This is a genomic window from Pseudoalteromonas sp. SWXJZ94C (genome assembly GCF_015864385.1).
In the GTDB taxonomy this organism is placed as follows: domain Bacteria; phylum Pseudomonadota; class Gammaproteobacteria; order Enterobacterales; family Alteromonadaceae; genus Pseudoalteromonas.
Genome location: NZ_JADYXF010000036.1, coordinates 1 through 12,711 on the forward strand (window position 1 = coordinate 1; position 12,711 = coordinate 12,711).

General features: G+C 37.5%; 12 protein-coding genes. 9 read left to right on the forward strand and 3 right to left on the reverse strand.

Translation table 11 applies throughout. From position 1 onward, the window contains the following. The first annotated feature begins 237 nt into the window (after positions 1 to 237). Positions 238 to 696 carry a hypothetical protein gene (locus I6F65_RS15240; protein WP_024612961.1) on the forward strand — a complete coding sequence of 153 codons (459 nt, stop codon included), beginning with the start codon at positions 238 to 240 and terminating at the stop codon, positions 694 to 696. Between the two features lie 56 nt (positions 697 to 752). Beyond that, on the forward strand, positions 753 to 1,157 hold the full coding sequence (locus I6F65_RS15245; RefSeq protein WP_158001082.1) for a hypothetical protein: 405 nt from the start codon (positions 753 to 755) through the stop codon (positions 1,155 to 1,157). A gap of 307 nt (positions 1,158 to 1,464) precedes the next feature. Here I6F65_RS15245 and queC read toward each other — a convergent pair whose 3' ends face one another. Further along, positions 1,465 to 2,121 carry a 7-cyano-7-deazaguanine synthase QueC gene (gene queC / locus I6F65_RS15250; protein WP_024612958.1) on the reverse strand — a complete coding sequence of 219 codons (657 nt, stop codon included), beginning with the start codon at positions 2,119 to 2,121 and terminating at the stop codon, positions 1,465 to 1,467. Positions 2,122 to 2,265: 144 nt separating this feature from the next. Here queC and queE point away from each other — a divergent pair, with 144 nt between their 5' ends. Together queE and I6F65_RS15260 are read left to right on the forward strand one after the other, a co-directional pair. After that, a complete protein-coding gene (queE, locus tag I6F65_RS15255; RefSeq protein ID WP_197113749.1) occupies positions 2,266 to 2,931 on the forward strand; it encodes a 7-carboxy-7-deazaguanine synthase QueE in 666 nt (221 codons plus the stop codon). Positions 2,932 to 3,193: 262 nt separating this feature from the next. Beyond that, the gene (locus tag I6F65_RS15260) at positions 3,194 to 3,937 is read left to right on the forward strand and encodes a class I SAM-dependent methyltransferase (protein ID WP_197113717.1); all 744 of its coding nucleotides are present in this window, start codon (positions 3,194 to 3,196) and stop codon (positions 3,935 to 3,937) included. A gap of 442 nt (positions 3,938 to 4,379) precedes the next feature. Here the strand turns inward: I6F65_RS15260 and I6F65_RS15265 are convergent, their stop codons facing one another. Then, entirely contained in the window at positions 4,380 to 5,456 is a 1,077-nt protein-coding gene (locus I6F65_RS15265) for an OmpP1/FadL family transporter (RefSeq protein ID WP_166111867.1), read from the reverse strand. A gap of 425 nt (positions 5,457 to 5,881) precedes the next feature. Here I6F65_RS15265 and I6F65_RS15270 point away from each other — a divergent pair, with 425 nt between their 5' ends. After that, a complete protein-coding gene (locus tag I6F65_RS15270; RefSeq protein WP_166111862.1) occupies positions 5,882 to 6,409 on the forward strand; it encodes a VOC family protein in 528 nt (175 codons plus the stop codon). 86 nt (positions 6,410 to 6,495) lie between these two features. On the opposite strand, the gene I6F65_RS15275 is transcribed toward I6F65_RS15270, so the two are convergent. Beyond that, positions 6,496 to 7,194: a GntR family transcriptional regulator gene (locus I6F65_RS15275; protein WP_166111859.1), complete on the reverse strand. Its 699-nt coding sequence runs from the start codon at positions 7,192 to 7,194 to the stop codon at positions 6,496 to 6,498. A gap of 429 nt (positions 7,195 to 7,623) precedes the next feature. Between I6F65_RS15275 and I6F65_RS15280 the strand changes: the two genes are divergently transcribed. From I6F65_RS15280 to I6F65_RS15295, 4 genes are all read left to right on the forward strand, one after another. Next, positions 7,624 to 8,211, forward strand: a complete 588-nt coding sequence (locus tag I6F65_RS15280) for a TetR/AcrR family transcriptional regulator (protein ID WP_166111856.1) — start codon at positions 7,624 to 7,626, stop codon at positions 8,209 to 8,211. Between the two features lie 575 nt (positions 8,212 to 8,786). Beyond that, positions 8,787 to 10,310 carry an aldehyde dehydrogenase gene (locus I6F65_RS15285; protein ID WP_197113720.1) on the forward strand — a complete coding sequence of 508 codons (1,524 nt, stop codon included), beginning with the start codon at positions 8,787 to 8,789 and terminating at the stop codon, positions 10,308 to 10,310. Next, entirely contained in the window at positions 10,310 to 11,614 is a 1,305-nt protein-coding gene (locus tag I6F65_RS15290) for an oxygenase MpaB family protein (RefSeq protein ID WP_166111850.1), read from the forward strand. Before I6F65_RS15285 ends, I6F65_RS15290 begins: the two co-directional genes overlap by 1 nt. A 113-nt stretch (positions 11,615 to 11,727) precedes the next feature. Continuing rightward, positions 11,728 to 12,705 (forward strand): hypothetical protein, encoded by a 978-nt coding sequence (locus tag I6F65_RS15295; protein ID WP_166111847.1) that lies wholly within the window; start codon positions 11,728 to 11,730, stop codon positions 12,703 to 12,705. The last annotated feature ends 6 nt before the right edge of the window (positions 12,706 to 12,711 follow it).

Below are 12,711 nucleotides of genomic sequence, written 5' to 3' on the forward strand. Positions count from 1 at the left end.
AACTATCAGTTTTTTGTCAAAATATGCACGAAGAGCGAACCCAAAAAGAGATAAAGAAAAAGGACGATTAAAATGCGGCCTGAATCCAATTATCTCTTAATGTCTAACCTATGAAGCAGTTTTAATTACTTAGTATTGCAAATATACACCGGCATAAAGCATTCATTTAAACCGTGAGTGCTTTATGTTTACTTATTATGCTTATATTAAAACCAATAATTTAAAGGTATATTTATAATGATTGATTTTGACGTGATTGAGCAAGTACTTGGCTCTAATTTTAGTAATAATGCGATGGGGTTATGCCGTGATTTGTTTAACGAAAACCCTGAGTATCGTTACAATCATAAGTTTAATAAAGCCTCTGTAGTGATGCCAGAAAAAGGCATGTCTGTTACTTTTGAAGAAAGAATGGCCGAGTGCCTGTTTTTTCATTTTGATGGCGATGATGATGCCGATATTACACCGTGTGCACTTGATGTTATTTCTTTAAATAAAAGTTCGACCCCTGATGACGTTAAAAATAAATACAAAGAATATAACGTTGTTGAAGAGCCTTTAAGTGCTGACGATGAACATTCAGCAATAAATAACACGCTTACTTTTATAATTAATAAAATATGTATACGTGCGCAATTTAACGACAATAATAAACTATCTATTTTAAGTGCGATAAAAAACGTCACTAATTTATAACTCCTCTTATTTAAGCTGATTCAAATATGATAAAAAATAACTTTTTTTTGGTTTTTTTGAGCTTTCTCTTATTTTTTATTGCACCGTGTAATGCAACTCAAAGTGAGTTAGGGGTTATATTTAAATGCCAAGCAGATGCACCTAAGCCAATTGAAATTGTTGTTAGTAAAATGAATGGAACATTTAAGTTGGAGACGTTTAATGTTGAAGGAACCAACCTCACCAACTCTATCCGACTTAATGATGTAACTAAGTCGAGTTATCACCGTTTTTTGGTAACAGAGCATAGTATGACTTTTACACAAGCTAATGGTGGAGTCGTAGTAAGCGATTACTATAGTGAAGAGTTTGATATGGTTACAGAGGAAAGATCAGTAACCATACAAAAAAATGGCAAGAAAGACTATTGGACCTGTGATGATTCAAGTTTTAGCAAGTTATCTGCTATTGATGATTTTTAAGTGCAAGCAATATACAAATTGCCTAGATAGAATTACATGTAATAAAAACAGTATTCATGAAAAATTGACTTATTTATATAAAGCACAAGAAAATTGGTTTGCCGTTCTTGAGCATTCACAATATGTTTTTGAAAACAGTAAATTTGAGCATGATAGAAAACATGCAATTAAGCTGATTAAGTTAGGACAGGAAAAATTAAATAAAAAATGTTTATTTAGATGCCAGAAGAGCGTGCATAAAAAAGGCTATCAACGATAGCCTTTATATTTTATACAAATAGTGTTGGTAATATTACCTAAATAGCGCCTATTCGTATTCTAACGGGTCTGTAATATTGTTTAATGCAAATGCTTCAAGACGTTCTTGGCAAGCACCACATTTACCACAGGCTTTTTCACGACCATTGTAGCAAGTCCATGTTTGGCTGTAGTCTAAACCCATTTCCATACCGTCGGTTAAAATACCAATTTTAGTATTGTTTAAGTACGGGCTAAAAATTTCTACTGCGTCGTAGTTTGCAATACGGCAAACATCATCCATTTTTTGCACAAATTCAGGGCGACAATCAGGGTATATAGCATGATCACCAGAATGAGCACCGTAATAAACTTGGCCTGCTTTAAGTGATACCGCGTAACCTACCGCAAGCGAGAGTAAAATCATATTACGATTAGGTACAATCGTACTTTTCATACTTTCTTCTTCGTAATGGCCTTCAGGTACGTCAATATCATCGGTAAGTGACGAGCCGCCAATAAGCTGATTAATTGCCGAAATATCTACAATTTTGTGCGGCACGTTTAGTTTTTCGCACACACTTGCTGCCACTTTAAGCTCTTTTACATGACGCTGACCATAGTCAAATGATAGGGCATATACATCATGGCCTTGTTGCAGGGCTTTATTTAATACAGTAAATGAGTCCATACCGCCGGAATAAATAACAACTACTTTTTGCGTCATATCTGTTTTGCTCTTAGTTTTAATAGAGGTTTATATCAGGGCGCGATATACTACACGCCCGCAGCTTAAATAACAATTTTTGCACAGCGCTTTTTGGGTTTTTATAGTAGCAATTTTGCTGCTAGGTAGTAAGTGAGATCTCTTTTGTACAAAATTAATGAAGTGTTTGAAACCATTCAAGGTGAAGCAAGTTTTACTGGCACACCCTCAATATTTTTACGACTACAAGGCTGCCCTGTAGGATGTTCTTGGTGCGACACCAAGCAAACGTGGAATGTTGATAACGTATATAAAGTATCGCTCGACGAAACCGTAGAAAAAAAGGCTGACTCAGATCATTGGGCAACGGCAAGCGCCGAGCAAGTACTCGCATTATTTCAATCGCGAGGTTACACCGCTAAGCACGTTGTAATAACTGGCGGCGAACCATGTATGTTCGATTTAAACCCAGTGTGTAACTTATTACACGAGAACGGCTTTAGCACGCAAATAGAAACCAGTGGTACATTTGAAATACTTGCCCCAGAGCAAACATGGGTAACGGTATCGCCAAAAATTAATATGCGTGGCGGTTATGAAGTACTTACCAGTGCTATGAAGCGCGCAAACGAAATTAAACACCCCGTTGCTATGCAAAAACACGTAGAAGAGCTCGAAGCGTTATTTGCTAAAACAGGTGTTAATCCAAAGCTTGTTTACTTACAGCCAATTAGCCAAAAAGTATCAGCAACCAAATTAGCAATCGACACCTGTATTGCTAAAAACTGGCGCCTATCAATACAAGTACATAAGTATTTAGGAATTAGTTAAAGAGCAGCTTAAAGTTATATTATGTAGGTTGGGTAGAGCGTAGCGAAACCCAACAAATCTTCAATTTCACACCGTTTTACAACAACTTTCTATGATATTTAAATGCGTGGATTGTATAAGCTAAGCAAAGCGCCATTCAGCAACCCTAAACTTTATAGCCCTAAATTACATCTATCCTAAAGTTCATATCTTCTTCGTTAATAGCCATAACTAGTTTATTATGCGCGACTCAAAATACGCTACTACAAACTACTAGGCTTATATGTCCGCAAATGCGCTTTACACCGACCTCTCTGATTACTACGACTTAATGTGCGCAGATATAGATTATCAAGCCCAAAGTAATTCTATTCATAGGTTGCACCAAATTTTTGGTAATGGCGGAAACACCCACCTCGATTTAGCGTGTGGCACCGGCCCGCATGTACGTCATTTTATTGATTATGGTTACCAAAGTAGTGGGCTTGATATAAACCAGCCAATGCTAGATAAAGCAAAAATGCGTTGCCCAGAAGCGCAATTTTCATTGCAAAACATGAGTGAATTTAAGGTAACCGAGCACTTGGATTTAATTACCTGCTTTTTGTATTCAATCCATTACTGCGACGGCATTAATAAGTTAAAAGAATGCCTTGCCAGCGTACACAGTGCATTAAAAACGGGTGGAATATTTTGCATTAATACAGTTGATAAAAACAAAATCGACAGCGATTCATTTGTAGAGTACACAGCAACAAGCGAAAATAGCGTATTCACATTTCGCTCTGGTTGGCATTACAGTGGCACTGGCAGCAAACAGTTATTAAAACTCAGCATAGAAAAAACCACCGCAGACAAAACACTCGTATGGCACGATGAGCACCCAATGGTTGCTTTTAGTTATACTGAGCTTAAAGAAGCCCTAAAGCCGTACTTCGAAATCCACATATTTGAACATGACTACGACAAAATAACCCCATGGGCACAGCGCTCAGGCAACGCTATTTTCGTCTGCGTAAAAATTTAAGTTATGGTGTGATGGCGGGGGAGGTTTAACCTATGTATGATCAAATGGTTAAAAGTAGCAAAAGTTGACGTTACTGACATTGGCACTAAACGATGAATGAGGTGAAAGCCAAGGGTCTTAATTAATCATCAATGATGCTTAATTATACTGTCTAACTAGGTGCGTAGTCATATTTAAATTGAGTTTAAATTGACTTTAAATAATAAGAACACTTGGTTTTTGAATAAAAAAGTTCAAGAAAACACAGTTGCCTGCTTGACCAAAATTTTCTAGTGGGGGACTCTTTTGGTTTTAGTTGAAAATGCGTTTGCAAGGTTAAAACATTTTCGTGCAATAGTAGCATATGCGATGAATTAAAATTGTAATTTGAGATCAAGGCAGTACTGGCGCATTCAATGATTTAGCTGCTAATTTGAAAGATCAGCAGCTCCTAGTCTCACCCTTAAAAGTTATACTGAATGGAGAGTGATAATGCTGTTACAGAACCATCATCAAATGCCCCTATAATACCTGTTCTTGCTTCAGTAGTGATACGATTTACGAACCCAGTAACCTTTACCTTATCTTGTGTATAAGATGTGCCAATTCCAAATTGCTTTATATTGCCATAAAAGCCATTAAGCGTTTGTTCCTCGTTTGGTCCGGATTCATAACCACCACGTACGAATCCAACCCACCGTTCCGTAAATAGATGTAAAGCACCTAAGCTATATTTATATGAGTCTTCTGAAATATTTGCAATAGGAAAACCGCTTGGTGGTTTTACTTCATAACCATCCCAATTCGTCCATCTTACAGTACCGAAAACCAAGTTTTCTGTACTCACAGGAAAGCGAAAGTCGAGATTAACTGATTCAGGAGTCGTAACATCAAACTTCCCTGTTTCCACGCCATTTTCTGTAGCATCTAACTCTTGGTCAACGTCAGAAAAGTACGTGAGTCCAACAAGTACATGATACTGCGGAATTTCATATGTTGCTCCAGCTACATAACCAAAGCTGACATTACCTTTAGTTTCTAGCGTATATCCACCTTCAACTAACGTAGCAGGTGCATACGTTGTTGCATCTTTTTTATGTCCACTTATTCCGCCATGTACCGCCCAATTCTCGCTAAGTTTATATCTCAATAGACCAGTAATACTATCAACTTGTACTTCATTTTTTACCCCCGCAAAAAAACCTTCACCATAAGTGGTCTCATTATAAAAAGGCGTATCTTTTATTAATGCAAACGATAGTTTTTCGTTTATATCTTGCTTATAGGTAAATGAATAAACTTTAATGTCATCCGTTAGCTGCCCTGTATCTATACCTGCTATATCCGTTCCTGAAAAATCGACTGAAATTTGGCTATATGTAGCTTCAATAAAAGTTCCTTCTTCAAATAGTTTAGTGATAGGCATTCCACTAAAGTCAATGGCTCCCGCTAACGCATTACTACTAATGATGGACATTACTACGGTGCTTGCTAATACTTTTTTACTCAATTTATTTTTAAAGTTTTTATTATTAAACATATTGTTCTGCTCCCCATGGTCTATTAGAAATAATTATTATTTTAAATGCTTTGGTATACATTTTAGTTTAATATACATACATAAATAGGTTTTGCTAGTAAAATGTATACCAGAAAGGTTAATTTATCATCAGAATACGTCTGTTCATCTCAAATAAGAGATCCAAAAATTATTTTTTTCTTAATGTTGATGGGAAGGAAGCATAAAAAGATAAGGGAAAAGAAAGACTAGAAGGAATACATTTTTGAATTGCTCATGCAAACAACCCTGAACTATTACAGGCAAAGTATTAAAAGATAAAATTGAGTAAATGAGAAAAGAATAAAACTATTTTAAAACGCTTTAATTTATTACCAGGCTTTGGTTCTAAAAATGACGAGTAAATTTATTAGATCAATAATTTAAATATATAACAGGAGAATAATATGACCGTATATGGCTTGCACCATGTTGCCTATCGTTGTCGCGATGCTAAAGAAACAACTGAATTCTATAAAAAATACATGGACCTTAATCTAACTATCTCCGTTGCAGAAAATAAGGTGCCATCAACAGGCGAATGGTCCCCTCATATTCATATTTTTTTAAAGATGGAGGATGGTTCATTTTTAGCATTTTTCGAATTGCCGGAATCACCAGATATGCAGATGGATAAGAACACACCTGATTGGGTACAGCATTTAGCACTTCGCGTTGCGGACATGGAAACTCTTTTAGCCTATAAAAATCGCTTGCAAGACGGGGGCATCAAGGTGGTTGGACCTACTGATCACAAAATTTGCCAGTCTATATATTTCTTTGATCCGAATGGGCACCGAATGGAGTTAGTTGCAGACACAACAACACCAGAAATGGTCTTAAAGTTAAACCAAAGAGCAGGACCAATGTTAGAAGAGTGGTCGAAGACGAAACGTGCACCTGATGTTGACGATTTCATGCACGGCAATACATAACATCATAGTATATAAACCCTGTATTCCTTATGTTTAAGGAGTACAGGAATAATATTTTTTTATCTATTTTTATAAAACTGCCAATGTTAAATGCTTGGTGATATTTTATTAACCACTAATAGTTGCTTTCTAGCATCTTTCGAAATTAAATCCGCAGCCACGAGAATATGCTCTTGCATACGATTAGATGCTCGAGTTGATTGACCAGCTTGCAGGCTATCTAAAATTTGTTCATGATCGCGCTGCGAGCCTTCCAATAGAGTCATATTTGGGCTAGTCAACGTAGTGGCAATCACTTTAAATGAGAGCATCGGCATCATAACTACTTTTGCCAAAGAGCTACTAAGGGTGTCGTTATTAGCAGCATCAACAATAGTTTGATGAAATAGCTCATTCATATTTCGCCATTCGTTATGCTGAAATCCCTCTCCCGCACCTTCAAGTAACATTCTTCCTTTTTCAATACAACTTTTCAGTATTGCTGTGGTTTCATCTGACAAGCCTGTTTCGCACACTATTTGGCAGGCGAGCCCTTCTAAAGCACTTCGCACTTTAAATGCATCAAAAATAGTCTCAAGATTAATCGTGCGAACCCGATAACCTCGTTGTGATTCGTACTCCAGCAACCCTTCGTTTGCTAATGCTTGCATTGCAGCACGCACAGGCGTGCGAGACATACTTAGAAGATCACTGATCTGCCTCTCTGTAATAGACGCTCCATCAGCAAGGACTCCAATTAAAATGACCTCACGCAGTTTTTCAATAGCTTGTTCAGTTAACGTCAAAATATTTCCTTTTGGTATACATTATTTATAGCAAGCCAAAGTAGATTATAATCGATCTTGAGAAAGAATAATTTCTCGCTATGTGCGGTGTAAGCTAGTATTCGGGATTTTGTGTCATTTTTTTCAAATAGTCAAAAAAGAGATGATAAATAACCAAACCAACATTTAATGTAAAACCTATAAGATGAAGATGTTTACGCTACGTATTACTTACCTTAATGATTTTAGATAACCCTTATGAATATACTCACATTTTGCTATAGCTTTTAGAATCTAGCCCAAATTTAACAAAAATAATGTGATATATTAGAGACGTTATCACAATCTAATTTCCAATTTATTCAAAGTAGAATACGTAAATAATCATCATAATAATGTTTTACTTTGGTCCTTAACCTGATATTAAAGTTAAATAGAGATCGTTTTATTTTGGACGCAAGACAAATAAAAAGTAGAAAAAAGATCGAGCAAGCGCTCGCAACGTTATTAGAAACAAAGTCTTTAGATGAACTTTCTATTGAAGAAATAGCGCTAAAAGCAGGCGTTTCACGTCCAACGTTTTATCGTAATTATACAGGGCGACAGGCAATATTGGATGAAGCGGTGAAGGAATGGCAAGATCAACTAGATGTTAAAATTGAGCAAGTGAGTCAGTATAAGATGGAGCCTAGTGTAAATCTTCTCGCCGGATACTTTCGCATTGTTTTTGATAGTATAGATCCAGAAAATCATCTTTTACACTTAGCTTTACGCGGTCACGCAGGGTTAAAAACGAAATTATTATTGCAAGAGCGCGGTCGAAAAAGGGCGGTAAGTTTACTCAAAGAGTCTTATGGTCACTCTCTTGGTGATAATGATATGCAGTTTATTGCTACTTTTACTACCGCTGCATTAGATGGTGTTTTGCAAAGTTTTTTACAAAAAAATAATCCTTGGGATATCGAAACAACGTCATTCAATGTCGCACAACTTATTCACCTTGGTGTTGATAACTTCAAGTCTTTTCAAACGAAATAAAAATGACTAATTTTTATTTCAACGATATTTTAAAAATTCTCAAGTGATGTCCATAAACTATTTTTGTTTAATATAGACTATATTCCGACGAGTATATGATCGTGCTTATATTCAAAGATAAACATACATTTCTCTAAACCTCGCAATGTTTCACTTTAATCAAATGATCTGGAAATAACTTCATTTATGCCAACATGCATAAATAATTGAACACACTTTTTTATTTACGACGTTATGTGTGCTGAAAGTAGAGTAATGCAGGAGCAATGAGTGATAACAACGAGATGCAAATATTTTTGCCTAGCGCTAACTCAATTTTCTTGTCGTTAAATAGACCCCAATATAAGCCGATTTGTGTTGAACGTTATATAAGAGAGGTGCTTTCGGATGAAATTTACTTATCTCTTTTGATTAAATCCTAGATACGTTACAAGTTGTAATATATCTTGCGTTTACATTACACTTTGTAATATATTATTTACGTTAAGGTTTGAATTAACAAAAACACACAACACACACTACACAACACACACAATTATTGAAAATGTCACTTCACGGCATTGTGGGGAGTAATAATGAATAGAAAAGTAATGCAATCAGCTCTAGATTTAATCAGCGACACATCTCGTCATTTCATTGAGAGTAACCCTGGGCTATTTATCAATGGACAATGGACAGCCAGTAACAGTGATCAAACGACTGATGTCATTGATCCATCGACTGCAACGGTCATCGGTCAAACAGTTCGCGCAACAGCGCAAGACGTAGATAGGGCTTGTGCGGCGGCCAAAAGCGCTTTTGCTATTGGCTCTCCATGGCGTAAATGTAGCCCTCAAGATCGTGAGAAGCTGCTGAACAAACTAGCAGACGCGATTGAAGAAGACAGTGAAACACTTGCTGATCTTATCGCTGCAGATTTAGGTCTACCTCGCCACCTTGCCCTTGGTTTTGAAGTGTTGAAAACCGTTCAAACCTTTCGTTATTTTGCGGGTTTCCCAACAAAGATTAAGGGTGAAACAATCGATATTGATCCTGATATGCACGAAGGTGATTACTTTAGTTACACAACAAAAGAGCCAGTAGGTGTTGTTGGTGCCATTATTCCTTGGAATGCTCCATTAATGATAGCGAGCTGGAAGTTAGCGCCAGCACTTGCTGCAGGTTGTACTGTAGTTATGAAACCTGCTGAAGACGCCTCATTAGTTGTACTCCGTCTTGCAGAACTTGTGCGACAGGTTGGTTTTCCTGCAGGTGTATTTAATGTGGTAACGGGTGAAGGTCCAGTAGTTGGAGAAGCTATATTAGATAACCCAAACATAGACAAATTTGCCTTTACTGGCTCAACTTCTATCGGTAAACACATTCACGAAAAAGCATCAAATAGAATGGTGCGCCTAAGTTTAGAACTAGGCGGAAAAAATCCAGTAATTGTTATGGGTGATGCGGATCTTGAACCTATAGTTCCGATGATTTGCATGGCGACATTTGCCAACTCAGGTCAGATCTGCGTATCTGGCTCTAAGGTTATTGCTCATACCTCTATTGCTGAAAAATTGGCTAAAGCTTGTATTGCGTTTACAGAAAACTTACCACAAGGTAATGCATTACAAGATGGTAATATGATTGGCCCTATGTGCTCTGCAGGCCAATTTGAACGTGTAATGAACTACATTAAACTTGGCGAAAAAGAAGGTCGAGTTCTAGTCGGAGGAAAGGCAATTGAAAGTGATGGTTATTTTATTAAACCCACTATTATCACCGATCTCCCTAAAAATAGTGCGTTACTTACAGAAGAAATTTTTGGTCCTGTAATGACTATCGAAACTTTTGATGATATCAACGAAGTCATCGAGGCAGCTAATGCATCTGACTATGGTTTGTGTGCAACCATTTTCGGTTCAAACCACGCGACTCTTCAACGAACGGCACGTGACTTGCGCGTTGGTACGGTGTTTATAAATAGTGCAGCTTTCCCCCCTGCAGGCGTACCAACTGGAGGCTTCCGTCAATCTGGTGTTGGACGTGATTTAGGCACTGAAGGACTTGGTGGTTATTTAGAATCAAAATCGGTTATCGCTCGCATCGGAGAACAACACTAATGAAATTACTTGATGAAAAAGATCTTGCTGCAGAGCTTGCAATAGACCAAGCAATGTTAACAATAGCAGAGGGGCGAACAGCGCCTCCTAGTGACATGGTTGTATATCCGTTTGAAGAGAATCCTGGTCGGAAAAATGTAGACAAACTCATGAAGCTTTTGTTTAAGGAAATCCCTGAATATGATCCTGAATTCGCGAAAAAAATGAGCATGTCGAACTGGTCTGGGGACCCGTTGTCGGATGCTGCTATTCTTAAAATTCGTCGTGACGGCGAGAACCCGCATGAAGTAATCAACCAAATTTTGACGGGTGGCATTGATGCCGTTGAAAGCCCATCTCCTGAATTGAAAGCTATTTGGGAAGAGGTCTCTGAAGATCCAGAATGGCTAGATTGGGACAAGATAGAGCTCGGTGCAAAAACTTATCGTGGTTATGGTTCTTATGGTTTTCAATTTCAAGGTATTGCTACATTAGACGGTTACCGCGTTCGTAACATTTCACGTACATTAATGTCCACAGGACAATATTCAGATGATACTGCATATAAACGTTTCTTGTTAACCTGTAACTTCTGGACTGAAATTTCTGAAGTGGGCGGCATGAAAAAATTTGGGGAAGGCTGGAAAACAGCACTTCGTGTGCGCTTGCTGCATACACTTATCCGTCGTGCGGTGTTTAGTAGCGAAAAGTGGGACCCTGAAGAGTTCGGCATGCCGATTAACCAAGCAGGTTTACTGGCTGCACCAATTATTTCCGCTTTAGTTTTGGGTAAAGCCAGTCGTATGTTGGGTCGAAAAGTAACCGATGAAGAAATCGAAGCAATGATGCACTTGTGGCGCTATGTGTCACATGTGATGGGTTACAGCTATGATATTCCATTCCCTACAACGATCAAGGAGGGGCAGAAAATTTTGTATCACTTGATGCTTTCGTCAGAAGCGTCGGATGATCCGGATGGTATTCGCTTGTGTAAATCCTTTATGGATTGTTTTGAACCGCCTAAAGAACTTAAAGGTCTTGAGAGATTTAAGCGTTGGTGGGAATACAAGTCAAACATAGCGATGACTGCATTTTTTGTTTCACCCGAAACACATGAGGTTGCAGAGCTTCCTAAAGCGAAATTTTGGGGGCTTGTTTATTTGATCGTAACAGGACCAAAGAATTATATTCGAGGTACACGTCGGTTGAACAATCCAGCTTATGCTGAAAAGCTTGATAAGAAAATTACCAAAGAAAGGCGAGATTGGGTAAATCGTCAACTCAATGAGGCTGATCTAGTGTACCGACCACAGTCTAAGTTTTAGATAAAAATGACAAGGCCGCATATATTGCGGTCTGTTTCATAAGCATGTAAAAATAATATTTTACTAAACGGCTATGGAATATACTCAACACTACACATTTAAGAGGTTTTTAAATGGTTAATAAAACACTTAATTACGTTAAAGCAGATGCAACTCATATTGATTTTCCTGTCACCAATAGAGAAGAACATTTTGAGTGGTGGTACTTTGATGCCCATTTTGAGAATGGTGACTTCCTGGTTGTAATGTTCTCCTTAAATGACACACGGCTAAAACCTAGACAACCTTCTGTTAGATTAAATATTTATCCGAGGGGCCAATCTGAAATATCTAAAATAAAGAAATACACGGAGACAGACGTATCAACTAGCGATATAAAGTGTGATGTAACATTTGGTAAAGAAGAATACTGCAAAGACTGTGGCGATCATTACGAACTTTATACAATGATTGACGGCTATGGTGCAAAGTTAACCTTAAATAAAGGTAATCACCCGTACACATCCGAAGGAACCGACACACCAATGCCTTGGACAGTTGCTGTTCCTTCTGGTCATATCGAAGGCGAACTTTATAAAAATGGTAAAACAACAAAAGTAAAAGGAACAGGTTATCACGATCATAATTGGGGGGAAAAAAGTCTAGCGGGTAGGGTGAAAAATTGGTACTGGGGGAAAGTGCATTCATCTGATATTTCTATCGACTACTCTGTAATTATGGATTTTGAAGATAATATACTTCAGTCTGGCGCATTGGTCACTGACAGTAAAAATCTTATAATATCTCCTTCTGAATCGATGACAGATCCAGAGAATGTAAAAGCCACAGCTGTCATTAATGACATCATGACTGAAGATATCATGGGTTATACATTCTCAAAAAGTTTGACGCTTAAAGGTTCAAAAGGTGATTTAAGTTATATCGCCAATATAGACCTTATAGCTTTAGTAATGATTGAACCAGGGGAGTTCCTTCCTGGAGAAGATGCTTATCGTTACATAGCAAAAGAAGAGCTTATAGTAACTCGAAATGGCGTTACCCAAACCTATCTATCAGAAGGTTTACATGAAATTGTTTATCCAAAAAAGTAATAGGTC

What these genes read in the sequence shown, in the direction of transcription:
- I6F65_RS15290 (WP_166111850.1), top strand. Translation starts at nt 10,310, where the DNA reads ATGAAATTACTTGATGAAAAAGATCTTGCTGCAGAGCTTGCAATAGAC.
- I6F65_RS15260 (WP_197113717.1), top strand. Translation starts at nt 3,194, where the DNA reads ATGTCCGCAAATGCGCTTTACACCGACCTCTCTGATTACTACGACTTA.
- I6F65_RS15270 (WP_166111862.1), top strand. Translation starts at nt 5,882, where the DNA reads ATGACCGTATATGGCTTGCACCATGTTGCCTATCGTTGTCGCGATGCT.
- I6F65_RS15240 (WP_024612961.1), top strand. Translation starts at nt 238, where the DNA reads ATGATTGATTTTGACGTGATTGAGCAAGTACTTGGCTCTAATTTTAGT.
- I6F65_RS15295 (WP_166111847.1), top strand. Translation starts at nt 11,728, where the DNA reads ATGGTTAATAAAACACTTAATTACGTTAAAGCAGATGCAACTCATATT.
- I6F65_RS15265 (WP_166111867.1), bottom strand. Translation starts at nt 5,456, where the DNA reads ATGTTTAATAATAAAAACTTTAAAAATAAATTGAGTAAAAAAGTATTA.
- I6F65_RS15285 (WP_197113720.1), top strand. Translation starts at nt 8,787, where the DNA reads ATGAATAGAAAAGTAATGCAATCAGCTCTAGATTTAATCAGCGACACA.
- queC (WP_024612958.1), bottom strand. Translation starts at nt 2,121, where the DNA reads ATGACGCAAAAAGTAGTTGTTATTTATTCCGGCGGTATGGACTCATTT.